The sequence below is a fragment of the Streptomyces cinerochromogenes genome, from assembly GCF_014648635.1.
GTDB classification, from domain to species: domain Bacteria; phylum Actinomycetota; class Actinomycetes; order Streptomycetales; family Streptomycetaceae; genus Streptomyces; species Streptomyces cinerochromogenes.
Genome location: NZ_BMRM01000016.1, coordinates 85,473 through 110,971 on the forward strand (window position 1 = coordinate 85,473; position 25,499 = coordinate 110,971).

Below are 25,499 nucleotides of genomic sequence, written 5' to 3' on the forward strand. Positions count from 1 at the left end.
GACGGCGAGCGTCCGGCTCGTACGACACACAGACAGCAACGAGGAGCAAGTCATGGCGGGCAGCAGCCACGGTCACACCCCGGCCGCCTGGACCGGTGTCATCATCGCCTTCATCGGTTTCTGCGTCGCGGGTGCCTTCATGGTGATGGCCCAGCCCGTCGGCTTCTGGGCCGGCATGGCCCTGACCCTCCTCGGCGGTGTGGTCGGCGCCGTCATGCGCGCCATGGGCCTCGGCCAGCCGAAGCAGACCCGCGCCCTGCCGCACACCGCGCCCGCGGCGACGCGCGAGCCGGCGGCCGCCGAGGGCTGAGTCCCGGCCTTCTCGCGAGGGGCGGTCCGGCATCCGGAGGGGTGCTGCGGACCGCCCCTCGCGTTCGCCCCGTGAGGCGGGGTCTCGATCGGCGGGGGAGAATGCCCGCGTGAACGTCTCCAGCCGGCCGGCCGCGTCCCCCGTCCCGGTCCCCGTCCCCCTGCGGCGGCGGATCGCCGTGCCGGTGGGGCTGCTCGCGGCCGTGGCCGGGGCCTTCGCGTACGTGGGGGCCGTGGACCCGAACGAACCCGGGCACTACCCCGTCTGCCCCCTGTACCAGCTCACCGGGCTGTACTGCCCGGGCTGCGGGGGACTGCGCAGCGCGCACGCCTTCGTGCACGGCGACCTGCCCGGCGCGCTGCGCGACAACGCGCCCGCCGTACTGGCCTACCTGGGCTTCGGCGTGCTGTGGACCTTCTGGCTGGCCCGCGCGGCGCGCGGCCGGCCGGTGCGGATCGGGCTCGGAACGGCCCAGGCGTGGGCCCTCGGCGCGGCACTGCTGGTGTTCACCGTCGTCCGGAACCTGCCGTTCGGTGGCTGGCTGCACCCTTGATCGAACCGCGAACGTCCAGGTAGTGGGACCGGCCTCCGCCGGATGCGAAGCCTCGGCGTTCGTGCGGATACCATCGCATTGACCACGGGTTTTCAGAACCTGAAGGAACCACCGTCTGGAAGGGGGCCGCTCGCGTGAGTGTGCTCGACGAGATCATCGACGGAGTCCGTGCCGACCTCGCGGAGCGGCAGGCACGCGTCACCCTCGACGAGCTCAAGCAGCGTGCGGCGAAGGCCCCCGCCGCCAAGGACGGGGTGGCCGCACTCAGGGGCGACGGCGTCAAGGTGATCTGCGAGGTCAAGCGCTCCAGCCCCTCCAAGGGCGCGCTGGCCGCGATCGCCGACCCAGCCGGACTCGCCGCGGACTACGAGGCGGGCGGCGCCGCCGTCATCTCCGTCCTCACCGAACAGCGCCGCTTCGGCGGTTCGCTCGCCGACCTGGAGGCCGTCCGCGCGCGCGTGGACATCCCCGTCCTGCGCAAGGACTTCATCGTCACGTCGTACCAGCTCTGGGAGGCCCGGGCGTACGGCGCCGACCTCGCGCTGCTGATCGTGGCCGCCCTGGACCAGCCGGCCCTGGAGTCGCTGATCGAGCGGGCGGTGTCCATCGGCCTGACCCCCCTGGTCGAGGTGCACGACGAGGACGAGGTCGAGCGCGCGGTGGACGCGGGCGCCAAGATCATCGGTGTCAACGCGCGCAACCTGAAGACGCTGGAGGTCGACCGCGGCACCTTCGAGCGGGTCGCCCCGGAGATCCCGGACCACATCGTCAAGGTCGCCGAGTCCGGCGTGCGCGGCCCGCACGACCTGATCGCCTACGCCAACGCCGGCGCCGACGCGGTGCTGGTCGGCGAGTCCCTGGTGACCGGTCGCGACCCGAAGGCGGCGGTCGCCGACCTGGTGGCGGCCGGCGAACATCCCGCTTTGCGCCACGGACGGGACTGAACCCCGGTAGGCTGACCGACGATGACCACGGACACCCACCCGGCCAGGGACCCGTACGCCCGCCTCGCGCGCGGCTGCCGGCCCCGTGGTTGCCGTGCGCCCGCGAGGCGTGTGCACGGGCGGCGGGTGCGGTACGTCATCGGTGACGAACCCGGGCAGGTGAACGGCCGTCGATGGCAGCGCGCCCTATAGGGGCGCGGGCCTGTGTCCGACCAGCGGCCACCGCCGCGTGAGCGCGACGAGCCACCTTCGACCGGCAGACGAGCCGCCTTCGGCCGACGGCCGACAGACAACCCGAGCCCCCACGGCGATCAGTGTCTTTCCACCACACTCACCGTGAGGTTTCCGCATGCCCAGCGACTACTTCATTCCCGACCCCGAGGGTCACATCCCCAGTGCCGAGGGCTACTTCGGCGCGTTCGGCGGCAAGTTCATCCCGGAGGCCCTCGTCGCCGCCGTGGACGAGGTCGCCGTCGAGTACGACAAGGCCAAGAACGACCCCGCGTTCGCCCGCGAGCTGGACGATCTGCTGGTCAACTACACCGGCCGCCCGTCGGCGCTCACCGAGGTGCCCCGCTTCGCCGAACACGCCGGCGGCGCCCGCGTGTTCCTCAAGCGCGAGGACCTCAACCACACCGGCTCCCACAAGATCAACAACGTGCTCGGCCAGGCCCTGCTGACCAAGCGCATGGGCAAGACCCGGGTCATCGCCGAGACCGGCGCCGGCCAGCACGGCGTCGCCACGGCCACCGCCTGCGCCCTGTTCGGCCTCGACTGCACCATCTACATGGGCGAGGTCGACACCCGGCGCCAGGCCCTCAACGTGGCCCGGATGCGCATGCTCGGCGCCGAGGTCGTCGCCGTGAAGTCCGGCAGCCGCACCCTCAAGGACGCCATCAACGAGGCGTTCCGGGACTGGGTCGCCAACGTCGACCACACCCACTACCTGTTCGGCACGGTCGCCGGCCCGCACCCCTTCCCGGCCATGGTCCGCGACTTCCACCGGGTCATCGGCGTCGAGGCGCGCCGCCAGCTCCTGGAGCGCGCCGGGCGCCTCCCGGACGCGGCCATCGCCTGCGTCGGCGGCGGCTCCAACGCCATCGGCCTCTTCCACGCCTTCATCCCCGACGAGGGCGTCCGCCTCATCGGCTGCGAGCCCGCCGGCCACGGCATCGAGACCGGCGAGCACGCGGCCACCCTTACCGCCGGCGAGCCCGGCATCCTGCACGGCTCCCGGTCGTACGTCCTGCAGGACGACGAGGGTCAGATCACCGAGCCGTACTCGATCTCGGCCGGTCTGGACTACCCGGGGATCGGCCCCGAGCACTCCTACCTCAAGGACAGCGGTCGCGCCGAGTACCGGGCGGTCACCGACGACGCCGCCATGCGGGCCCTGCGCCTGCTGTCGCGGACCGAGGGCATCATCCCGGCCATCGAGAGCGCCCACGCGCTGGCCGGCGCCCTGGAGGTCGGGAAGGAGCTGGGCGGGGACGGCCTCATCGTCGTCAACCTGTCCGGCCGCGGCGACAAGGACATGGACACCGCCGCCCGCTACTTCGGCCTGTACGACACCGACGCCGAGGTGGCCGCCAACGCGGCCGACACCGCCGAGATCGAGGGGGACGCCAAGTGAGCGGGACCATCCAGCTGCTGACCGACACCCTCGCCGCCGCCAAGGCCGAGGGACGCTCCGCGCTCATCGCCTACCTCCCGGCGGGCTTCCCGACCGTGGACGGCGGCATCGACGCGATCAAGGCCGTCCTGGACGGCGGCGCCGACGTCGTCGAGGTGGGCCTGCCGCACAGCGACCCGGTCCTCGACGGCCCGGTCATCCAGACCGCCGACGATCTCGCCCTGCGGGGCGGAGTGAAGATCGCCGACGTCATGCGCACGGTCCGGGAGGCGTACGAGGCCACCGGGAAGCCGGTGCTCGTCATGACGTACTGGAACCCCATCGACCGCTACGGCGTCGAGCGCTTCACCGCCGAGCTGGCCGAGGCGGGCGGCGCGGGCTGCATCCTGCCCGACCTGCCGGTGCAGGAGTCGGCGCTGTGGCGCGAGCACGCCGAGAAGCACGGCCTGGCGACGGTCTTCGTCGTGGCGCCGAGCAGCAGGGACGAGCGGCTCGCCGAGATCACCGCGGCGGGCAGCGGCTTCGTCTACGCGGCCTCGCTGATGGGCGTCACCGGCACCCGTGAGTCGGTCGGGGAGCAGGCCCAGGACCTGGTCCGGCGCACCCGCGGCACGGGCACCGAGCTGCCCGTCTGCGTCGGTCTCGGCGTCTCCAGCCAGGCCCAGGCCGCCGAGGTCGCCGGCTTCGCCGACGGCGTGATCGTCGGTTCGGCGTTCGTGAAGCGGATGCTGGACGCCCCCGACCACGCCTCCGGCATCGCGGCGGTCCGCGAGCTGGCCGGGGAACTGGCGAAGGGCGTGCGCGGACAGGCGTAGACGCTGCGGCGGACGGGCGTCACCGTCCGCGAACGTCCTGTTCCGGGTGGTTCGGTCACTCGAACGGGTGGACCTCGGGCCGGGGAGGCGCGCTGCGCCTCCCCGGTTCGTTCTGGGGGTGTGAGCGAGAAGAACCGTGACGGAAAGCGCACCGCCCGGGAGCGGCTGGCGGTCGAGCGCGAGAAGCAGAAGTCCGCGGAGAGGCGACGGCGCGCGCTGATCGTGGGCGCGAGCGTCGTCTGCGTCCTGGGCCTCGCGGCGGTGATCGGCGTGCTCGCCGCGAACGCCGGCAAGAAGAAGGAGACCGGCGCGGGCCCGGCCGTGGCACCCTCGGGCGCGCAGGGCAAGGACAGCCTCGCCATCCCGGTCGGCAAGGACGGCGCCAAGTCGACGCTCACCGTCTGGGAGGACTTCCGCTGCCCGGCCTGCCAGGCCTTCGAGGTGGCGTACCGCCCGACACTCCACGAACTGACCGACGCCGGCAAGCTCAGAACCGAGTACCACCTGGTCCGGCTGATCGACGGCAACCTCGGCGGCAGCGGCTCGCTGCGCGCCGCCAACGCCGCGGCCTGCGCCCAGGACGCCGGCAGGTTCCGCGACTACCACGACGTGCTGTACGCGAACCAGCCGAAGGAGACCGACGACGCCTTCGCCAACAACGACAAGCTGATCGAACTGGCCGGCAAGGTGAAGGGCCTCGACACCCCCGCCTTCCGCGCGTGCGTCAAGAACGGCACCCACGACGCCTGGGTGGACAAGTCCAACCAGGCCTTCCGGACCAGCGGCCTCACCGGCACGCCCACGGTCCTGCTCGGCGGCAAGAACATCTACCAGGACCAGACGATGACCCCGGCCAAGCTCAAGCAGATGGTGGAGGCCGCCGACCGAGGGTAAGCGTTTCTCACGCCCCCGTTATGGACCCGTAGCCGGGCTGCTTGCCGTCCCCACGGCCCGGCACGGTAGCGTCGGACCTGCCATGAACCTTGCCTATATCCCCAGCCCGTCGCACGGGGTGCTGTACCTCGGCCCCATCCCGCTGCGCGGCTACGCCTTCTGCATCATCATCGGCGTCTTCGTCGCCGTCTGGTTGGGCAACAAGCGCTGGATCGCCCGTGGCGGGCAGCCCGGCACGGTCGCCGACATCGCCGTGTGGGCGGTGCCGTTCGGCCTGGTCGGCGGCCGGCTCTACCACGTGATCACGGACTACGAGCTGTACTTCAGCGAGGGCCGCGACTGGGTGGACGCCTTCAAGGTGTGGGAGGGCGGCCTGGGCATCTGGGGCGCGATCGCCCTCGGCGCGCTCGGCGCGTGGATCGGCGCGCGGCGCCGGGGCGTGCCGATGCCCGCGTACGCCGACGCCGTCGCGCCCGGAATCGCCTTCGCACAGGCCATCGGCCGCTGGGGCAACTGGTTCAACCAGGAGCTGTACGGCCACGAGACGCATCTGCCCTGGGCGCTGCACATCACCTCCTCCGAGGGCGGCCGGGTCCCGGGCTACTACCACCCGACCTTCCTCTACGAGTCCCTGTGGTGTGTCGGCGTCGGCCTGCTGGTCATCTGGGCGGACCGCCGCTTCAAGCTGGGTCATGGCCGGGCGTTCGCCCTGTACGTCGCCGCGTACTGCGCGGGCCGCGGCTGGATCGAGTACATGCGGGTGGACGACGCCCACCACATCCTCGGCGTGCGCCTCAACGTCTGGACCGCGGTGATCGTGCTCCTGCTCGCGGTGACGTACTTCGTCATGTCGGCGAAGAAGCGGCCGGGCCGGGAAGCAGTGGTGGAACCGGGTGCCTCCGGCGGTTCGGCGGAGGATGCCTCCGGCGGTCCGGCCGACGTCGCCTCCGATGGTCCGGCCGACGGTGCCTCCGCCGGTTCGGCCGGGGGTGCGCAGGCTGTCGCCTCGGGCGAGGAGAAGGCCGGCGACCCCGAGGAGTCGCCGAAGGACGAGGCGGAGTCGGCCCGGAAGAGCTGACCGCCCGGTCCACGACACCGAGGACGCCCGGCCAGGCGGCGGTGGCCGCACAGCGAACCGGCCGGGCGCCCGCACACCCATCCGTCGACTGCTACGCCCTGCCCGCCAGGGACAGCGTGCGCCGGGCCATCGCCACCACCGCCGCATCGATGAAGCGGCCGTCCGGGAGGGCCTGGGCGCCCGCTTCGGCCGAGGCCGCCTTGACGACCGTCTCGGCGTGTTCGATCTCCGCCGCCGTGGGCAGATAGGCCCGCTCGATCACCGGCAGCTGGCGGGGGTGGATCGCGGCACGGCCCAGGAAGCCCAGGGCGCGGCCGTGGGCGCAGGAGGCGGACAGGCCGTCGAGGTCGCGGATGTCCGGGTGGACGGTCTGGGACGGCGGGGCCAGCCCCGCCGCACGCGCGGCGACGATCACCCGGGAGCGCGGCCAGTCCAGGCCCGCGTCGGCCCGTACCCCCAGGTCGGCCCGGAGGTCCGCCTCGCCCAGGGCGATGCCCCGCAGGGCCGGGTGGGCGGTGGCGATGGCGTAGGCGTGCTCCACGCCGAGGGCCGACTCCAGCAGCGCGTAGAGGGGGACCGGAGTGGCCACGGCGGCCTGCCGTACCTGGGCCGGGGTCGTCACCTTCGGCAGCCGTAGCCCGGACAGCCCCGGCAGGCCGGCCACGGCGGTGAGGTCGGCGACGGCCCAGGGGGTGTCCGGGGCGTTGACGCGGACGTGCACCGGAACCGGCTGGCGCTCCGAGAGGAGTTCCGCGGTGGCCGCGCGGGCGTACCCCTTGCGGTCCGGGGCGACCGCGTCCTCCAGGTCGACCACCACCACGTCGGCGCCCGCGGCCAGGGCCTTGGCCACGACGTGCGGGCGGTCGCCGGGGGCGTACAGCCAGGTGAGCGGGAAGCCGGTCACAGGGCGCCCTCCGCGCGCAGGGCCGCGATCTCGGCCGGGGCGAGGCCCAGCTCGGTGAGCACGGCCTCCGTGTCGGCGCCGTGCGGACGGCCGGCCCAGCGGATCGCGCCGGGCGTGGCGGAGAGGCGGAACAGCACGTTCTGCATGCGCAGCGGGCCCAGCTCCGGGTCGTCCACGGTGGTGACCGTGTCCAGGGCCTGGTACTGCGGGTCCGCCAGCACGTCCCGGACGTCCTGGACCGGTGCCGCCGCGGCCTCCGCCTTCTCGAAGGCGGCGAGCACCTCGGTGCGGGTGCGGCCGGCGATCCAGGAGCCGACCGCCTCGTCCAGGACGCCGGCGTGGGCGGCCCGGCCCGTGCCGGTGGCGAACCACGGCTCCTCGGTCAGCTCCGGGCGGCCCACCAGCCGCAGCACCCGCTCGGCGACCGACTGCGCGGAGGTGGAGACGGCGACCCAGGAGCCGTCGGCGGTGCGGTACGTGTTGCGGGGGGCGTTGTTCGCGGACCGGTTGCCGGTGCGTTCCTGGACGTAGCCGAGCTGGTCGTACCAGGTGGGGTGGGGTCCGAGGACGGACAGGATCGGTTCGATGATCGCCATGTCGACCACCTGCCCGGCGCCGGTGCGCTCGCGCGCCGCGAGTGCCGTCAGCACGGCGTACGCGGTCGCGAGGCCCGCGACGGAGTCGGCGAGGCCGAACGGGGGCAGCGTCGGGGGCGCGTCCGGTTCGCCGGTGACGGCGGCGAAGCCGCTCATCGCCTCCGCGAGGGTGCCGAAGCCGGGGCGGCGCGCGTACGGGCCGAACTGGCCGAAGGCGGTGACCCGGGCGAGCACCAGCCGGGGGTTGGCCGCGGACAGCTCGGCCCAGCCCAGGTCCCATTTCTCCAGGGTGCCGGGGCGGAAGTTCTCGATCACCACGTCGGCGCCGGCGGCGAGCCGCAGCAGGGTCGTCCGGCCGCCGGGCCTGGACAGGTCGAGGGTGAGGGTCCGCTTGTTGCGGCCGAGCACTTTCCACCACAGGCCGACGCCGTCCCTGGCCGGGCCGTGGCCCCGGGACGGGTCGGGCCGGCGGGGGTGCTCGACCTTGATCACCTCGGCGCCGAAGTCCCCGAGCAGGGTGGCGGCCATCGGCCCGGCGAAGAGGGTCGCCAGGTCCAGCACGCGCAGGCCGTCCAGGGCGAGGGGGGTCCGTGTCGTCGTCCTCATGCGCTGTACTGGGCCTCGATCTCCGGACGGTACGGCATCGACGCGGAGGCGCCCTCCCGCTGGACGGAGATCGCCGCCGCGGCGGCCGCCCAGGACAGGGCCTCCCGTACCGGTTTCTCCTCGGCGAAGGCCACGGCGAGCGCGCCGGCGAAGGTGTCGCCCGCGCCCGTGGAGTCCACGGCGGTCACCCGGGGCGCGGGAACGACGAGCGGTTCGGTGCCCCGGGCCAGGTACAGGCAGCCCGTGGCGCCCAGGGTGACGACGACCTCCGGCACCTCCTCCAGCAGGGCGGCCGCCGCCTCGCGCGGGTCGGTGCGGCCGGTGAGGGTGACGGCCTCGTACTCGTTCGGCAGCAGCAGGTCGGTGACGCGCAGGAGTTCGGGCGGAAGCGGCTGGGCCGGGGCCGGGGTGAGGACCGTACGGACGCCGTGCCGGCGGGCCGCCTCCGCGCCCGCGACGACGGCGGCCAGCGGGATCTCCAGTTGCAGCAGCAGGGCGTCGGCGGTGGCGATCACCCGCTCGTCGCCGGGGGAGAGGTGGTCGACGGTGCCGTTCGCGCCGGGGATGACGACGATCGCGTTGCCGCCCTCGTCGTCCACCACGATGTGCGCGGTGCCGGACGGCCCTTCCACGGTGCGCAGGAAGTCGGTGTCCACACCGGAGTGTTCGAGGGTGTCGCGCAGCCGCGCGCCGTAGGCGTCGTTGCCGACCGCGCCGATCATCGAGACGGTGGCGCCGGCGCGGGCCGCGGCGATCGCCTGGTTGGCACCCTTGCCGCCGGGGATCGTCCGGAACTCCCGTCCGGTCACGGTCTCCCCGCGCTGCGGGGCCTTGGCGACGTAGGTGACGAGGTCCATGTTGGTGCTGCCGAGGACGGCGATGTGGGTCATGGGCGGACCGCCTCCAGGTGGGTGAGGTGGGCGAGGGTGTCGAAGCCGGTGCCGTCGAAGTCGGCGACGGTGGTGGCGAGCCGGTTCTTCAGCGGGACCCGCCAGCGGTCGGGGAGCGCGTCGGGGGTGCCGGCGAGGAGACCGGCGATGCTGCCGGCGGTCGCGCCGTTGGAGTCGGTGTCCCAGCCGCCCGACACGGCACGGCAGACGGAGCCGGTGAAGTCGCCGTCGGCGTGGGTGAGGGCGGCGACGGTCAGCGCGGTGTTGGGGACGGCGTGGACCCAGTGGTGGCCGGGCCCGTGGGCGGCGTGGAGTTCGTCCACCACGTCGTCGAAGTCACCGGTCGTCGTGGCCAGGCGGACGGCGTGGTCGATCGCCTTCGCCAGGCGGGAGCGGGCCGGGACCACCGTGCGGCCGGTGCGCAGGCAGGCGTGGACGTCATGGGTGCCGGTGGCGGCCGCGGCGATGACGGCGGCCGTGAACATCGCCGCGTAGACGCCGTTGGCGGTGTGGGTGAGCACCGCGTCGCGGTGCGCCTGTCCGGCGGCGGCGGCCGGGTCGCCGGGGTTGGTCCAGCCGTGCATGTCCGCGCGGATCAGGGCGCCGATCCACTCGCGGAACGGGTTGCGGTGGCGGGCCGTGTGCGGGGGTTCGACACCGGCGAGGAGGTTGCGGTACGCGACGCGTTCGGCGGTGAAGGCGCGGCCGGGCGGGAGTTCCTCGAGCCAGAGCCGGGCGACGTCGTCGGTGGTGAAGTCCCTGCCGTGGCGCTGCAGCAGGAGGAGGTTGAGCAGGGGGTAGTCGAGGTCGTCGTCCTGGGGCATGCCGTCGATGTTCTCGGCGAGGGAGGTGGCGGCGGATCGGCGGTTCCAGGGGTGTGCGCGCAGCAGCTCTTCGGGGACTCCTCTGCCGGTGAAGTAGGTGGTGAGGGGCCAGTTGCCGGCGGCCCGGGCGAGGGCGCGGATGCCGTCCAGGGGGAGCTTCTCCACCGGTTTGCCGAGGAGGCAGCCGACGGCCCGGCCGAGCCAGGCGGCCTCCAGGGCGCGCGGGTCCGGTGCGGTGGCGGACCGTCCGGTGGGCCAGTGCGGGCACTGGGACCGGATGCGGGCCAGGTCCGTCGGTTCGTCCTCGGCGAAGCGGCTGGGCAGGTCGGCGAGTTCGTCCAGCAGGTCCTCGGCCAGCAGCCGCAGATAGCGGGACGCCCGGTGCGCGGACGCGCCCGCCCGCTCGGGGGCGTCCGGGCCGCCCGCCGCACGCCAGCGCGCCTCGATCGCCTTCGGCTCGCGCCCGTCCAGCCGGGCCTGGCGCAGCTCGTGGCCCAGCAGGTCCTCCGGCTGGACCCAGGTCAGTCGGAGCACGGGCGGCCTCCGAGTGCGGTGAACGCCTCCTCGTGGGCGCGTCGGCGGCGGACGTCCCGGTCGAAGATCTCGTGCGTGACCTCGGTGAGCGTCCGGGCCGGCGCCCACAGGTCCAGGCGGCTGGCGTCGGCGACCGTCTTCGCCCACTCCTCGGGAGGGGGCGAGCCGAGCGCGCCCGCGAGGGCACCGGCCATCGTGGCGATCGAGTCGCAGTCACGGCCGTAGTTGACCGAGCCGAGCACGGCGTGCCGGTAGTCGCCGCCGGAGACGACCAGCATGCCCAGGGCGACGGGGAGTTCCTCGACGGAGTGCAGCCGGGAGGGGCGGCGGGCGGCGAGGGAGGGGGCGCGGTAGTCCGGGCCGACGGTGTCGTACGGGGCCACCGCCGCGCGCAGCGGGCCGAGCGCCGACTCGAAGTCCCGGTGCCGGGCGGCGACTTCGCAGACCTTCTCGATCGCCGTGCGGGTGCCGTCCCTGGCCAGGGACAGGCAGGCGGCCACCACCGAGTCCGGGGTCGCGCCGGGTCCGGCCGCGGCGGCCACGGCGGCGGCGAGGACCCCGGCCGCCTCACGGCCGTACGACGACTGGTGCGCGCCCGCGATGTCCAGCGCCTCGGCGTAGGCGCCGGCCGGGTTGGCCGCGTTGACCAGGCCGACCGGGGCCATGTACATCGCGGCGCCGCAGTTGACGATGTTGCCGACGCCCGCCTCCCGGGGGTCGGTGTGACCGTAGGCGAGCCGTGCCACCAGCCACTTCTCGGCGAGGAAGAGCCGGTGCAGGGGCAGGGCCTCCGCCTCCAGCTCGGGGATCCAGCGCGGGTTGGTCATCAGGTCCGGGACCAGGTGGTCGGCGACCGCGTAGGCGTCGAGGTGGTCGCGGACGCGGTCGTAGACCCGGATCAGCGCGTGCGTCATCAGGGTGTCGTCGGTGACGTGGCCGTCGCCCTTGTGGTACGGCGCGATGGGGCGGGCGGTGCGCCAGGCGTCGCCGTGCCAGGGGCCGACGATGCCGCGTACGCGGCCGCCGTGGCGCTCGGTGATCTGCTCGGGGGTGTAGCCCTCGACCGGACCGCCGAGGGCGTCGCCGACGGCGGCTCCGACCAGGGCGGCGGTGATGCGGTCGGCGAGGGTGTACGAGGAGGTTTGGCCGAGTTTCTTCGGAGGTCGGGCTTGTGCGGGCTCTTCGGGTGCCATGCCCCGAATCATCCTCCTGGGCGGGCCGGTTGTACGGCTTCCAGGAGTCCGGCGAGTTCCACCAGGTCGGTGCCGGTGAGGCGGGGCAGGGTGCAGCCGGGCAGGACGCGGCAGGCGTCCCGCCAGGTCTCCGGGACGGCCGCGCCACCGCCGAGGGCACCGGTGAGGGCGCCCGCCAGGGCGGGGGCGGAGTCGGCGACCCGGGACAGGCAGGCGGCGGCCGGTACCGCCTCGGCGATGCGGCCCCGGGCGGCGGTGGCCAGGGCGAGCGCGACGGGGACGGTCTCGGCGGCGGCGATGCCGTAGCTGTAGACGTGGTCGACGATCTGGTGTTCCAGGAGGGGGACGAGGGCGAAGGCGGACTCGCTGTCCTCGGCCAGGGCGAGGGCGTGACGGGTGTTGCGGCCGATCTCCGTGTCGGCGGGCAGCTCGGCGAGGGCGGCGGTCACACAGGTGTCGGTGTCCGCGTCGGCGAGGGCGAGGGAGAGGGCCGCCGCCATGGCGCGGGCGCCGTGCACACCGTCGCCGTCCTGGGTGTAGCGGGCGTCGAACTCGGCGAGGCCGGCGGCCTGTCGCGGGTCGCCGGGGTGGGCCACGGCGAGGACGCAGGCGCGGACGCAGGCCGCGTCGTCGAAGTAGTGCGGGTTGTCGTGTCCGGTGGCGGGCGGGCGCAGGCCGGTGGCGAGGTTGCCGAGGCCGGCCCGGACGGAGATGCGGGCGCGCAGGGGGAGGACGGCGGACTCGATCTCCGGGGCGCGGTCCGCGGCGGCGGCGACCTCGGAGGCGACGGCGGTCCAGGTGAGGTCGATGGCGGCGCGCATACGGCGGGCCCGGCTGAGGTCGCCGAGGACGTCGTCGTCGCCGGCCCTGAGGACCGCCTCCGCGGCGAAAGCCGCCCACTCGGCGTCGTCGGAGGGGCCGAGGCGGAGGGGTTCGGGGGGCTGGTTGAGGGCGATCGGCACCGGGAGGGTGGTGGTGGCGTTCTGCTCGGCGAAGGTGTCCAGTTCCCGTGTGAGGCGGCGGGTCCACTCGGGCATCCGGACGGCGCGGTGGCGTGCCGCGGGCCAGCCGGCGGCGTCTCCCGCGGCGAGGCCGAGCAGGAGTCCCTCGATGCGGCGCGCGCTCATACCCGCCCCTCACCGTCGCCCTGCCCCGCGTTACCGGCCCCGACCAGGGGGCTCCGCTTCCCGGCCCCCCGGCCCTCCACCCGGGGCTCGGGGGACCGGGAGGCGGGGGCCGGGCCCGGGGCCGGGGCTTGGGCTGGGGCTGGGGGGAGTTCCGTGGGCGGGGTGGCGGCCGGGAGGGGGAGCGGCTCGGCCGGCTGGGTGGTGACCGGGGGCGGGAGGGGTTCGCTCGGCTGGGTGGTGACCGGGGGCGGAAGGGGGTGCGTCACCGCCTTCCCGGATTCGTTGTCCGCCGCTCCCGCCGGCGGGTCCGCGGACCGGGAGGCGGAGGCGGGGGGTGGGGGGAGTTCGGTGGGCTGGGGGGTGGCCGGCAGGGACGGGCGGGGACCGGCCGCCGCCACCGTCTCCCCGGTCTCCCTCTCCGCCGCCTCCACCAGCAGGTCCGCCACCTCCAGCACGTGGTGGCCGGCCATCGACGGTAGGCAGCGCCCCCGGGCCGGGCCGATGGCGGAGGCCCAGGCGGCGGGGATCGCGCAGAGGCCGAGCGTCGCACCGGAGAGGGCACCCGCCACGGCCGCCGTGGTGTCCGCGTCGCGGCCCATGTTGACGGCGGTCAGGACCGACTCCCGGAAGTCGCCGTCGGCCGCCGCGTACGCGCCGAAGGCGAGGGCGACCGCTTCGGGGGCCAGGTCGGTCCACGGGTAGCCGCCGATGACGACGGCGGACCGGACCGCGCGTTCGCCGCGGTGGGCCACCGCCACCGCACGCCGCAGGGAGCGGGCCGTCCAGGAGTCGTCCGGGACGACCGCGAGGGCGGCGGCGATCACCACCGGTACCGTGGCGCCGGTCATCGCCGCCGCCACCCCCGCCGCGACCGCCTGGCCGCCGTAGATGCCCTCGCCCTCGTGGCTGACCGAGCCGTCGACGGCCACCAGCCGGGCCGCCTCGGCGGGGCGTCCGGCCGCGAAGACGCCGAAGGGCGCCGCCCGCATGGCGAGGCCGTCGCTCCAGGCGTGCCGGTGCTGGGCGGAGATGGGGGCGGCGAGGCCGCGGCGGAGGTTCTCCAGGGTGCCCCGCTCGCTGAAGCCCGCGCCGCGGAAGGGACCCTCGGCCCGGTCGGCGATCCACTCGTGCCAGGCCGCCTCCGCATCCGCCGGGGTGAGCGCCGAGCCGTGCCGGGCCAGCAGCAGTCCCGAGAAGATCGCGTACTCGGTGTCGTCCGTGCCCTGGGGGCGCTCGGCGACGTACCCGGTGATCCGGCCCCAGCGGGCGCGGATCTCGGAGGGTTTGAGGTTCTCCGCCGGGGCCCCGAGCGCGTCCCCGACGGCCAGGCCGAGCAGCGCGCCGCGGGCCCGCTCACGGAGTCCGGCGGCCTCCTCGGGCGCCGGGACCGGGGGAGTGCAGGCGATCGATGCCATGGACGGCCTCCTTCGGCGGGGTCGCGGGGACCCTTTGCGGATGTGTCCCCCGGGAGGGGGCAGGGTGAGCGTCAGGACCTCTTCTGTCACCCGCTCGGCAACTGAGCCATCTCTCGCGCATGTGAGCGCCTGCAAGGAAAAGCGCAGGTTAGCCCAGCCTTTCCTTGCTGGCGCGGAGGGAAGGAAAGGCGTAAGTTCAGCGTTGTCGAAAAGTAGAACTCGTCCAAAGTTAGCTTTGGCTAAGCTTCCCTGGGGGGCCCGCATGGCCATCATCGAAACCGAGGCCGCGCTGCACGAGGCGCACCGCGACAACCACACCCACCGGGATGTGAACGGCGGCTGGCTGCGGCCCGCCGTCTTCGGCGCGATGGACGGCCTGGTCTCCAACCTCGCCCTGATGACGGGCGTGGCCGGCGGATCCGTGGGTCAGCAGACCATTGTCCTCACCGGCCTCGCCGGCCTCGCCGCGGGCGCCTTCTCCATGGCGGCCGGCGAGTACACCTCCGTCGCCTCCCAGCGGGAACTCGTCGAGGCCGAGCTCGACGTCGAACGCCGTGAGCTGCGCCGGCACCCGCAGGACGAGGAGGACGAGCTGGCCGCGCTGTACATGGCGCGCGGGGTCGAGCCGGAGCTGGCCCGTCAGGTGGCCCGGCAGCTGTCCAAGGACCCCGAGCAGGCCCTGGAGATCCACGCCCGTGAGGAGCTGGGCATCGACCCCGGGGATCTGCCCTCGCCGCTGGTCGCCGCCGTGTCGTCCTTCGGTGCGTTCGCCCTCGGCGCCCTGCTGCCCGTCCTGCCGTACCTGCTCGGCGCCAGTGTGCTGTGGCCCGCCGTGCTCCTCGCCCTGGTCGGGCTCTTCGCCTGCGGTGCCGTCGTGGCCAAGGTGACCGCGCGGACCTGGTGGTTCAGCGGTCTGCGGCAGCTGGCGCTCGGTGGTGCGGCGGCCGGTGTGACGTACGCCCTGGGCACGTTGTTCGGAACGGCCGTAGGATAGCCCGACCGGTACCTATGCGATGGGCCGCATACGTACCCGTTACTCGCTGGTTTCGAATCCTCGACCACCGGGCATGAGCCGTAAGCGCTGTGGGCAATGACGCCTGCCGCACCCCTGGGGCGAGCGAGGACGCCCGCCCCGAATTGCGGACCGACAGGCATTGATCTGTCCTGATTTGGTCCCTCATACTTCTTGCCACGAGGCCGCGCGCCACCCCCGCCCGCGCACCCCGCGGCGTCCGCATGCTGGAACGGTGTATCCGCTTCCCGAGAATCGCTCCATCATGTAACCTGCACGAAATTTTGATCTCCTAGTAGATCTCGCGCGATCTCCTAGCAGATCTCACGCAGAGGGCCAACGTCGTCCCTCGGCACCTGCCACATGCCACATGACGACGACGGGAGAGCCGATGCGTACGCCGCGCCAGCCGTCCCAGCATTCCGAGAACGGCCAGAACTGGTCGTTCATGGATGCTCGCCCTGCTGCGCAGGGTATGTACGACCCCCGCAACGAACACGACGCGTGCGGCGTCGGTTTCGTCGCCACCCTCACCGGCGAGGCGTCCCACACCCTGGTCGAGCAGGCCCTCACCGTCCTGCGCAACCTGGAGCACCGTGGCGCCACCGGCTCCGAGCCCGACTCCGGTGACGGCGCGGGCATCCTCTCCCAGGTGCCGGACGCCTTCCTGCGCGAGGTGGCCGGATTCGACCTTCCCGCGGCCGGTGCCTATGCGGTAGGCATCGCGTTCCTGCCGGAGGAGGGTGCCGAGGACGCCGTCTCACGTATCGAGACGATCGCGAGCGAAGAGGGCCTGACCGTCCTCGGCTGGCGCGAGGTCCCGGTCGCCCCCGAGCTGCTGGGTGCCACCGCCCGCTCCACCATGCCGCTGTTCCGGCAGATCTTCGTGACCGACCGCGCCAGCGAGGGCATCGCGCTGGACCGCAGGGCGTTCGTGCTGCGCAAGCGCGCCGAGCGCGAGGCCGGGGTGTACTTCCCGTCCCTGTCCGCCCGGACGATCGTCTACAAGGGCATGCTGACCACCGGCCAGCTGGAGCCCTTCTTCCCGGACCTGTCCGACCGCCGCTTCGCCTCCGCGATCGCGCTCGTGCACTCCCGGTTCTCCACGAACACCTTCCCGTCGTGGCCGCTCGCGCACCCGTACCGCTTCGTCGCGCACAACGGTGAGATCAACACCGTCAAGGGCAACCGCAACTGGATGCGCGCCCGCGAGTCGCAGCTGGTCTCCGACCTGTTCGGTTCCTCCGAGAAGGGGCTGGAGCGCATCTTCCCGGTCTGTACGCCGGACGCCTCCGACTCCGCCTCCTTCGACGAGGTCCTGGAGCTGCTGCACCTGGGCGGCCGTTCGCTGCCGCACTCCGTGCTGATGATGATCCCGGAGGCGTGGGAGAACCACGACTCCATGGACCCGGCCCGGCGCGCCTTCTACCAGTTCCACTCCACGATGATGGAGCCCTGGGACGGCCCCGCCTGCGTCACCTTCACCGACGGCACCCAGGTCGGCGCCGTGCTCGACCGCAACGGTCTGCGCCCCGGCCGCTACTGGGTCACCGACGACGGCCTCGTCGTCCTCGGCTCCGAGGTCGGCGTCCTCGACATCGACCCGGCCAAGGTCGTCCGCAAGGGCCGCCTGCAGCCCGGCCGCATGTTCCTCGTCGACACCGCCGAGCACCGCATCGTCGAGGACGACGAGATCAAGGCGGCCCTGGCCGCCGAGAAGCCGTACGCCGAGTGGCTGGAGGCCGGCGAGATCGAGCTGGGCGACCTGCCCGAGCGCGAGCACATCGTCCACACCCACGCCTCGGTCACCCGCCGCCAGCAGACCTTCGGGTACACCGAGGAGGAGCTGCGCGTCATCCTCGCCCCGATGGCCCGCACCGCTGCCGAGCCGATCGGCTCCATGGGCACGGACTCGCCGATCGCGGCCCTGTCCGAGCGCCCGCGGCTGCTCTTCGACTACTTCACCCAGCTGTTCGCGCAGGTCACCAACCCGCCGCTGGACGCGATCCGCGAGGAGCTGGTCACCTCCCTGCGCTCGTCGCTGGGCCCGGAGGGCAACCTGCTGGACCCGACGGCCGCCTCCTGCCGCTCGGTCACCCTGCCCTTCCCGGTGATCGACAACGACGAGCTTGCCAAGCTCATCCACATCAACGCCGACGGCGACATGCCCGGCTTCAAGGCCGCGACCCTGTCCGGCCTGTACCGGGTCTCCGGCGGCGGTGACGCGCTCGCCGCCCGCATCGAGGAGATCTGCGCCGAGGCCGACGCGGCGATCGAGAACGGCGCCCGCCTGATCGTCCTGTCGGACCGCCACTCCGACGCCGAGCACGCGCCGATCCCGTCGCTGCTGCTCACCGCGGCCGTCCACCACCACCTCATCCGCACCAAGCAGCGCACCCAGGTGGGCCTGCTGGTCGAGGCCGGCGACGTCCGCGAGGTCCACCACGTCGCCCTGCTCATCGGCTACGGCGCCGCCGCCGTCAACCCGTACCTGGCGATGGAGTCCGTCGAGGACCTGCTGCGCGCGGGCACCTTCCTCAATGGCCTGGAGCCCGAGAAGGCCATCAAGAACCTGATCTACGCCCTCGGCAAGGGCGTCCTGAAGGTCATGTCCAAGATGGGCATCTCCACCGTCGCCTCCTACCGCGGCGCCCAGGTCTTCGAGGCCGTCGGCCTCGACGAGGCCTTCGTGGAGAAGTACTTCGACGGCACCGCCACCAAGATCGGCGGCGTCGGCATCGACGTCATCGCCCAGGAGGTCGCCGCCCGCCACGCCAAGGCCTACCCGGCCTCCGGCATCGCTCCCGCGCACCGCGCGCTGGAGATCGGCGGCGAGTACCAGTGGCGCCGCGAGGGCGAGCCGCACCTGTTCGACCCGGAGACGGTCTTCCGCCTCCAGCACTCCACGCGCACCGGCCGCTTCGACATCTTCAAGAAGTACACCGAGCGGGTGAACGAGCAGTCCGAGCGCCTGATGACGCTGCGCGGCCTGTTCGGCTTCAAGTCCGACCGTCAGCCGATCCCGGTCGACGAGGTCGAGCCGGTCTCCGAGATCGTCAAGCGGTTCTCGACGGGCGCGATGTCGTACGGCTCCATCTCCAAGGAGGCGCACGAGACCCTCGCCATCGCCATGAACCAGCTGGGCGGCAAGTCCAACACCGGTGAGGGCGGCGAGGACCCGGAGCGCCTGTACGACCCGGCGCGCCGCTCGGCGATCAAGCAGGTCGCCTCCGGCCGCTTCGGCGTGACCTCGGAGTACCTGGTCAACGCGGACGACATCCAGATCAAGATGGCCCAGGGCGCCAAGCCCGGCGAGGGCGGCCAGCTGCCCGGCCACAAGGTCTACCCGTGGGTCGCCAAGACCCGGCACTCGACGCCGGGCGTCGGCCTGATCTCGCCGCCGCCGCACCACGACATCTACTCCATCGAGGACCTGGCCCAGCTGATCCACGACCTGAAGAACGCGAATCCGCAGGCGCGGATCCACGTGAAGCTGGTCTCCGAGGTCGGTGTCGGCACGGTCGCCGCCGGTGTGTCCAAGGCGCACGCGGACGTCGTGCTCATCTCCGGTCACGACGGCGGTACGGGCGCCTCCCCGCTCACCTCGCTGAAGCACGCGGGCGGCCCCTGGGAGCTGGGCCTCGCCGAGACCCAGCAGACCCTGCTGCTCAACGGCCTGCGCGACCGCATCGTCGTCCAGACCGACGGCCAGCTGAAGACCGGCCGTGACGTGATCATCGCCGCGCTGCTCGGTGCCGAGGAGTTCGGTTTCGCGACCGCCCCGCTCGTCGTCTCCGGCTGCGTGATGATGCGCGTCTGCCACCTGGACACCTGCCCGGTCGGCATCGCCACCCAGAACCCGACCCTGCGCGACCGCTTCGCCGGCAAGGCCGAGCACGTGGTGAACTTCTTCCGGTTCATCGCCGAGGAGGTCCGCGAGCTGCTGGCCGAGCTGGGCTTCCGCTCCATCGAGGAGGCCGTCGGCCACGCCGAGGTGCTGGACGTCGAGCGCGCCGTCGACCACTGGAAGGCGCAGGGCCTGGACCTGGAGCCGCTGTTCCACGTCCCGGACCTGCCCGAGGGCGCCGTCCGCCACCGGATCGTCGCCCAGGACCACGGTCTGGAGAAGGCCCTGGACAACGAGCTGATCAAGCTCGCCGCCGACGCCCTGGCCGCGGGCGACGCGACCGAGGCCCAGCCCGTGCGCGCCCAGGTCGCCATCCGCAACATCAACCGCACGGTCGGCACCATGCTCGGCCACGAGGTGACGAAGAAGTTCGGCGGCGCGGGCCTGCCCGACGACACCATCGACATCACCTTCACCGGCTCCGCGGGCCAGTCCTTCGGCGCGTTCCTGCCGCGCGGCGTCACGCTGCGCCTGGAGGGCGACGCCAACGACTACGTGGGCAAGGGCCTCTCCGGCGGCCGGATCGTCGTCCGCCCGGACCGGGCCGCCGACCACCTCGCCGAGTACTCGACCATCGCCGGCAACACCATCGCCTACGGCGCCACCGGCGGCGAACTGTTCCTGCGCGGCCGTACCGGTGAGCGGTTCTGCGTCCGCAACTCCGGCGCGCTGGTCGTCTCCGAGGGCGTGGGCGACCACGGCTGCGAGTACATGACCGGCGGTCACGCGGTCGTCCTCGGCCCGACCGGCCGCAACTTCGCGGCGGGCATGTCCGGCGGTGTCGCCTACGTCATCGACCTCGACCGCGACAACGTCAACGCCGGCAACGCCGGGTCCGTCGAGGCGCTGGACGAGACGGACAGGCAGTGGCTGCACGACGTGGTGCGCCGCCACGCCGAGGAGACCGGCTCGACGGTCGCCGAGAAGCTGCTCGCCGACTGGGACACGGCCGTGGAGCGGTTCAGCAAGATCATCCCCAGCACGTACAAGGCAGTGCTCGCCGCCAAGGACGCCGCCGAGCGAGCCGGTCTCTCCGAGACCGAGATCACCGAGAAGATGATGGAGGCGGCGATCAATGGCTGACCCGAAGGGCTTCCTGAACCACGGCCGTGAGGTCGCCAAGACCCGCCCCGTCGCCGAGCGGGTCAAGGACTGGAACGAGGTCTACGTCCCCGGCTCCCTGCTGCCGATCATCAGCAAGCAGGCCAGCCGCTGCATGGACTGCGGCATCCCGTTCTGCCACAACGGCTGTCCGCTGGGGAACCTGATCCCCGAGTGGAACGACTACGCCTACCGCGAGGACTGGTCGGCCGCGCAGGAGCGCCTGCACGCGACCAACAACTTTCCGGAGTTCACCGGTCGTCTCTGCCCGGCCCCCTGCGAGTCGGCGTGCGTGCTCGGCATCAACCAGCCGCCGGTCACCATCAAGAACGTCGAGGTCTCGATCATCGACAAGGCGTGGGAGACCGGGGACGTCGCCCCGCAGATCCCCGAGCGCCTGTCCGGCAAGACGGTCGCGGTCATCGGCTCGGGCCCCGCGGGTCTCGCCGCCGCCCAGCAGCTGACCCGGGCCGGCCACACGGTCGCCGTCTACGAGCGCGCGGACCGCATCGGAGGCCTCCTCCGGTACGGCATCCCCGAGTTCAAGATGGAGAAGCGGCACATCAACCGCCGTATCGAGCAGATGCGCGCGGAGGGCACCCGCTTCCGCACCGGTGTGGAGATCGGCCGCGACATCAACGCCCGCGACCTGAAGAAGCGGTACGACGCGATCGTCATCGCCGCCGGCGCGACGACCGCCCGTGACCTGCCGGTCCCCGGCCGGGAGCTGACGGGCGTCTACCAGGCGATGGAGTACCTGCCCCTGGCCAACAAGGTCCAGGAGGGCGACTACGTCACCGCGCCGATCTCGGCCGAGGGCAAGCACGTCGTCGTGATCGGCGGCGGTGACACCGGCGCGGACTGCGTGGGCACCGCCCACCGCCAGGGCGCGGCCTCCGTCACCCAGCTGGAGATCATGCCCCGCCCGAGCGACGAGCGGCACCCGACCAACCAGCCCTGGCCGACCTTCCCGATGCTCTACAAGGTCACCAGCGCCCACGAGGAGGGCGGCGACCGGGTCTACTCGGTCTCCACCACCCACTTCGAGGGCGACGAGGACGGCAACGTCCAGTGGCTGCACCTCACCGAGGTCGAGTTCGTGGACGGCAGGCTGACCCCGAAGCCGGGCACCGAGCGCAAGATCCCGGCCCAGCTGGTCACCCTCGCCATGGGCTTCACCGGCACCGACCGGGAGAACGGCCTGGTCGAGCAGTTTGGTCTGGACCTCGACGAGCGCGGTAACATCGCCCGCGACGCCGACTTCCAGACCAACGTGCCGGGTGTGTTCGTCGCCGGTGACGCCGGCCGCGGACAGTCCCTCATCGTGTGGGCGATCGCGGAGGGCCGCTCGGCCGCCCGCGGGGTCGACCGCTTCCTGACCGGAGCCAGCGACCTGCCGGCCCCGATCCGCCCGACGGACCGCGCGCTCGCGGTCTGACGCCCCCACAAGGGACCCCAGGTCCCTCACAGACGTCCCGTACAAAGGCGTACGGAACATGAACGGCGCCTGCCCGCCTGTCCCCGACCGGACGACTGGGCAGGCGTCGTCGCATGTCCCGGCCACCCGGTCCGGTGCGCTCACCCGCCGGTGCCCGTGTACAGATCATTGATGATCTTCTGGGCCGGCGCCCGGTGGGAGGCGTCGGTCTCCGCCTCGGCCCAGACGAGGTAGATGTCCTTGCTCTTCGGGTACGTGACGGTGCGGGCCAGCAGCATGCGGTACGTGCGGGCGTCGGGCGTGGTCTCGGCGTACCAGAGCGACGAGGTGACCCGCTTCCAGGGCGTGGAGGAGAAGCCGGGACGGGAGAGCCAGAACCGGGTGGCTTCCGCGCAGGCCCTGACGCAGTGGCGGGAGGCGAGCCGCAGACGGAGGCGGGGGAGACGCAGGCCGTCCGGTCCGTCGGAGGTGCAGGTCACTGTCACGTCGGCAGAGGTCTTGCAGCTCATGTACTTCGGGGCGCGGAGAACGTAGGCGAAGTTGGGCAGCGACCAGAGACGGGACCGCTCCTCCTTCCTCCAGTGGGCGCCCACCAGGGTCCTGGGCTCGCGGCGCTGGTAGTAGGCGAAGCGCGTGCCGGCGGGGGTCCGGGCGGGTGGCACGTCGGCGAGCCGGCGCTCGGCGGACTGCCGGTGCCTCGGCGAGAGGTGCGCGTGCCGCAGCGCCGCCCGCATGAGGATGCGGGCGACTTCCCGGGCGCGGGACGCGGAGGCGAACTCCTCGGTGTAGGTGAGTTTCAGGACCACGTTGGCCACCCTGGTGGCCAGTACGGCCGTGTGCTGGAGACCCTCCATCGGTGGTGAGAAGCCGTCCTGGGTCCCCTGGCGCGCCTCGTCGCCGAGGCCCTTCAACTCCTCGTTGGCGGAGAGGGGGGCCCGCAGCGCGGTGCTCGCGTGCATATAGGTGACGTCGGGGTCCATTCCGGCCTGGGTGCCGGTCACGAAGGTCCGCAGGGTGAGGCTGACATCGCGGTGGAACGGCGACTGCTCGCCGGCCCCGCAGGCGGTGCCGCCGTCCGCGACCTTCATCGGGTCGGCCATCAACCCGGCCAGCAGGTGTTCGTCGAGCAGCGCGCACGCTGGGGGCACGGCCGTGTAGGGAGGGGGCGGGGCCATGGAACCCACGGCCGTCATCTGAAGGAACATGGCGACCACCGCGACCGCCGTGGCGACCGCTGTCACCCGCGGGGCGACACGCACCGGCCGCTCGTGTGCCGAGGGGAGTCCGCTCGTGCCCGCCAGCCGGTTGCGCAGCTCGATGTGGCGGAACCGGTAGACACCGCCCGCCTGCCGCAGGATGCCCCGTGCGTGCGCGTCCCGCAGGAACGCCATGAGCCGCCAGGGCAGCCTGCCGGTCAGCGCCAGCCAGCACCGGGCCACCGTGTACCGGCCCCAGGCGGAGACGGCGATGCCGTGGCACAGCGAGGCCGCCGCGAAACAGGCCCCCGCGCGGGCCCAGTCCGCGGGCCCCTGGCTGTCCGGGGTCTCCGCCCACTGCCACCAGGCCGCGTACAGCACGGCGGACTTGAACAGCGTCGCGGGGAAATCGGCGTGGGGTGCCGGGCCGAACAGGTCGAAGAGGGCCACGGTGGCCGTGGCCTTCCGGTCGGCGGTCAGCAGAGCCGACGGTTCCCTGGCCTCCGCGGGATCGGCGGGTCTGCGCAGGGCCTGGGCGAGATCGGCCGTCCAGTACACGGCCAGGCAGACCGTGGCCATGACGGTCAGCGAGCGGATCAGTCCCGGTGAGAACTGTGCCGAGGCCACCACCCCCAGGGCGAGAGCGCCCACGCAGAACGCCCCCCTCATCCACTGCGGGCGGCTGCGCAGGGCCGCCCGGAGCCGCGCGCCCGACGGCCCGTGCAGCTGGTACGGGCCGGGGAGCGGATCGGGCTCGGCCCAGTCGGAGACCAGGACGGCGACGATGCCGAGGACGAGGGCCGCGCCGTACGGCAGTCCCACCCATTTGTGCCACCACGGCGTGCCGAACCCGGAGACCAGGACGCCGAGCAGGAGCAGCAGGAACGCCGGCAGGGCCACCAGGGCGCGGACGGCGCGCGGTACCGCCTCGTCGAGGCGCCACCACTCCAGGTCCTGCGTCCCGGAGGCGCGCAGGTACCGGGCGAGGAAACCGGTCCAGCGCCGGGCGTCGTCGGCGCTCCAGGGAGGCCGCCCGGCACGGTCGTCCAGCGCGCCGCCGTAGGCCGCCGACAGGAAGGCGTCGAAGAGGTGTTGCTCGACGGCGGCCCTGGTGGTGAAGCGGCCCGCGGAGAGCAACTCGGCCGGATCGGCGCCGGCCCCGCCGTCGCTGTAGACGACACGGGCCAGGCCGATCATCAGCGGAGTACCGAGGACGGCCCGGAGCACCCGCACCTCACGGCTCTGGTCCGCGGGGTCCTCCAGCCGCCGCAGCACGGGCTCCCAGACGGTGCGGGAGCCGTCGTCGCGGCTCGTCCTGCGGGCGGTGCGGGGGAGGTAGGCCGCCACCTCGCCGGCGGTCAGGGGCTGCAGTTCCACCACGGCGGTCGCCGGAAGCACGGTGTTCTCGGCCTCGACGGCCGCCGTGTACTCCTCCGTCCTGCTGGTCAGCAGGAAGCGGGCGGGCCCCGCGAGACTGGCCCGCAGCTCCCGCAGGGCGTCCGCCTGCGACGGGCGGGGGAGTTCGTCGAAGCCGTCGAGCACGGGCAGCACCCGCCCGGAGGTGATCAGCGCCAGGGCGAGGGCGTGGGCGCGGCCACCGCCTCCGGCCAGCGCCCCGGGATGGCCCTCGACGATCCTGCGGGCCGCCCAGGTCCACAGCCCGCTGCGCTTCGGGTCCCAGGACGCGAGAGGGAAGACGACGGGCACCGGGTCCCCGGAGGCGGGGCCGCGGGCCTCCACGAGCCGGTGGGCGAGGTGCAGGGCGAGCACGGACTTCCCGGCACCGGGCCTGCCCAGGACCACGAGCCGCTGGGCGGGCAGGGAGGTGAACAGGCCGGCGATCTCGTCGAAGTGGCCGTCCACCTCCAGGGGCCGGTCGGCGCCGGTGTCCTCCGGCGGCGCGGACCCCGCCCGGCGGATGTTCCGCCAGTGGTCGGTGAGCAGCGGGTCCGCCGCCGTCCAGCGCACGGGGATGGGGAAGGGGTCGTGGATGCGCGACAGCCGCTCGTCCCGGTCGTAGCGGGTCTTCAGCGTCTCCGCGAGCTCCTCCGCGGCCCGGTCGAGGTCCGCGCGGGAGGGTTCGGGCTCGGGGCGTCTTCGCGAGCGCGGTTCCCACAGCGCCGACAGCTCCGCGAAGACCGCCAGGACCAGGCAGGAGGCTCCTGCGAACACCACCGTGGTCCGCGCGGGACCGGGAAGCGCGTCTGCGGGAACGGGGAGACGGTAGCGGTCCAGGAGGAGGAGCCCGGCCCCGGCGGCCGCGAGTGCCGCCGCGACGGCGTGGCGCAGCTTCGACACCGGCGTCCGGGTGCGCGGCGGCGGGACGTGGAAGTGGACGTGGTCGATGTGGTGGGCCTGCACCACGTTCTCGAACCGACCGTCGTAGATCCGGTTGTCCCCCACCACGCCAGCGTACTGAAAACCCGGTGTGCGCGCCGGTGTTGGCGACGACGGGCCGTCCGTCGGGCAGGCCGGCGCGGTGCCGTAACCTCGGCACTCCTGCCCGGTGACCATCCCGAAGGAGCCCGC

The 25,499-nt window shown here is 73.2% G+C and carries 18 protein-coding genes and 1 pseudogene; 11 read left to right on the plus strand and 8 right to left on the minus strand.

The features are described 5' to 3' along the window. Nucleotides 1–52: 52 nt before the first annotated feature. The 8 genes from IEZ20_RS28235 (at nt 53) to lgt (ending at nt 6,227) form a co-directional block, all read left to right on the plus strand. Nucleotides 53–310 (plus strand): HGxxPAAW family protein, encoded by a 258-nt coding sequence (locus IEZ20_RS28235; protein ID WP_189303835.1) that lies wholly within the window; start codon nt 53–55, stop codon nt 308–310. 109 nt (nt 311–419) lie between these two features. After that, entirely contained in the window at nt 420–863 is a 444-nt protein-coding gene (locus IEZ20_RS28240; RefSeq protein ID WP_189303837.1) for a DUF2752 domain-containing protein, read from the plus strand. A 134-nt stretch (nt 864–997) separates the two neighbouring features. After that, nucleotides 998–1,807: an indole-3-glycerol phosphate synthase TrpC gene (gene trpC / locus IEZ20_RS28245; protein WP_189303839.1), complete on the plus strand. Its 810-nt coding sequence runs from the start codon at nt 998–1,000 to the stop codon at nt 1,805–1,807. A 21-nt stretch (nt 1,808–1,828) separates the two neighbouring features. Continuing rightward, nucleotides 1,829–1,999, plus strand: a complete 171-nt coding sequence (gene trpM / locus IEZ20_RS40765; protein WP_373303982.1) for a tryptophan biosynthesis modulator TrpM — start codon at nt 1,829–1,831, stop codon at nt 1,997–1,999. 157 nt (nt 2,000–2,156) lie between these two features. Then, the gene (gene trpB, locus IEZ20_RS28250) at nt 2,157–3,440 is read left to right on the plus strand and encodes a tryptophan synthase subunit beta (RefSeq protein ID WP_189303841.1); all 1,284 of its coding nucleotides are present in this window, start codon (nt 2,157–2,159) and stop codon (nt 3,438–3,440) included. After that, nucleotides 3,437–4,255 carry a tryptophan synthase subunit alpha gene (gene trpA / locus IEZ20_RS28255; protein WP_189303843.1) on the plus strand — a complete coding sequence of 273 codons (819 nt, stop codon included), beginning with the start codon at nt 3,437–3,439 and terminating at the stop codon, nt 4,253–4,255. Before trpB ends, trpA begins: the two co-directional genes overlap by 4 nt. 120 nt (nt 4,256–4,375) lie before the next feature. Next, complete coding sequence (locus IEZ20_RS28260; protein WP_189303845.1) at nt 4,376–5,149, plus strand: DsbA family protein; 774 nt, start codon at nt 4,376–4,378, stop codon at nt 5,147–5,149. An 82-nt stretch (nt 5,150–5,231) separates the two neighbouring features. Further along, entirely contained in the window at nt 5,232–6,227 is a 996-nt protein-coding gene (gene lgt, locus IEZ20_RS28265) for a prolipoprotein diacylglyceryl transferase (RefSeq protein WP_189303847.1), read from the plus strand. 91 nt (nt 6,228–6,318) lie between these two features. Here lgt and IEZ20_RS28270 read toward each other — a convergent pair whose 3' ends face one another. The 7 genes and pseudogenes from IEZ20_RS28270 to IEZ20_RS28300 all read right to left on the minus strand — a co-directional run. Next, complete coding sequence (locus IEZ20_RS28270) at nt 6,319–7,131, minus strand: HpcH/HpaI aldolase/citrate lyase family protein (RefSeq protein ID WP_189303848.1); 813 nt, start codon at nt 7,129–7,131, stop codon at nt 6,319–6,321. Then, complete coding sequence (locus IEZ20_RS28275; RefSeq protein WP_189303850.1) at nt 7,128–8,333, minus strand: CaiB/BaiF CoA transferase family protein; 1,206 nt, start codon at nt 8,331–8,333, stop codon at nt 7,128–7,130. Before IEZ20_RS28275 ends, IEZ20_RS28270 begins: the two co-directional genes overlap by 4 nt. Then, nucleotides 8,330–9,223, minus strand: a complete 894-nt coding sequence (gene rbsK / locus IEZ20_RS28280; RefSeq protein WP_189303852.1) for a ribokinase — start codon at nt 9,221–9,223, stop codon at nt 8,330–8,332. The genes IEZ20_RS28275 and rbsK overlap by 4 nt, the downstream gene beginning before the upstream one ends. Further along, nucleotides 9,220–10,581: an ADP-ribosylglycohydrolase family protein gene (locus IEZ20_RS28285; protein WP_189303854.1), complete on the minus strand. Its 1,362-nt coding sequence runs from the start codon at nt 10,579–10,581 to the stop codon at nt 9,220–9,222. Before IEZ20_RS28285 ends, rbsK begins: the two co-directional genes overlap by 4 nt. Continuing rightward, on the minus strand, nt 10,569–11,774 hold the full coding sequence (locus tag IEZ20_RS28290; RefSeq protein WP_229896292.1) for an ADP-ribosylglycohydrolase family protein: 1,206 nt from the start codon (nt 11,772–11,774) through the stop codon (nt 10,569–10,571). Before IEZ20_RS28290 ends, IEZ20_RS28285 begins: the two co-directional genes overlap by 13 nt. An 8-nt stretch (nt 11,775–11,782) precedes the next feature. Beyond that, nucleotides 11,783–12,901 carry an ADP-ribosylglycohydrolase family protein gene (locus tag IEZ20_RS28295; RefSeq protein ID WP_189303856.1) on the minus strand — a complete coding sequence of 373 codons (1,119 nt, stop codon included), beginning with the start codon at nt 12,899–12,901 and terminating at the stop codon, nt 11,783–11,785. A 228-nt stretch (nt 12,902–13,129) separates the two neighbouring features. Beyond that, nucleotides 13,130–14,316 (minus strand): annotated as a pseudogene (locus tag IEZ20_RS28300) (ADP-ribosylglycohydrolase family protein); the annotation flags it as partial. A 262-nt stretch (nt 14,317–14,578) separates the two neighbouring features. Between IEZ20_RS28300 and IEZ20_RS28305 the strand changes: the two are divergent. From IEZ20_RS28305 to IEZ20_RS28315, 3 genes are all read left to right on the plus strand, one after another. Continuing rightward, nucleotides 14,579–15,310 (plus strand): VIT1/CCC1 transporter family protein, encoded by a 732-nt coding sequence (locus IEZ20_RS28305; protein ID WP_189303858.1) that lies wholly within the window; start codon nt 14,579–14,581, stop codon nt 15,308–15,310. A gap of 409 nt (nt 15,311–15,719) precedes the next feature. Beyond that, the gene (gene gltB / locus IEZ20_RS28310; protein ID WP_189303860.1) at nt 15,720–20,318 is read left to right on the plus strand and encodes a glutamate synthase large subunit; all 4,599 of its coding nucleotides are present in this window, start codon (nt 15,720–15,722) and stop codon (nt 20,316–20,318) included. After that, complete coding sequence (locus IEZ20_RS28315; protein WP_189303862.1) at nt 20,311–21,774, plus strand: glutamate synthase subunit beta; 1,464 nt, start codon at nt 20,311–20,313, stop codon at nt 21,772–21,774. The genes gltB and IEZ20_RS28315 overlap by 8 nt, the downstream gene beginning before the upstream one ends. A gap of 140 nt (nt 21,775–21,914) precedes the next feature. Here IEZ20_RS28315 and IEZ20_RS28320 read toward each other — a convergent pair whose 3' ends face one another. After that, a complete protein-coding gene (locus tag IEZ20_RS28320) occupies nt 21,915–25,373 on the minus strand; it encodes an NACHT domain-containing protein (RefSeq protein WP_189303864.1) in 3,459 nt (1,152 codons plus the stop codon). Nucleotides 25,374–25,499: the final 126 nt, after the last annotated feature.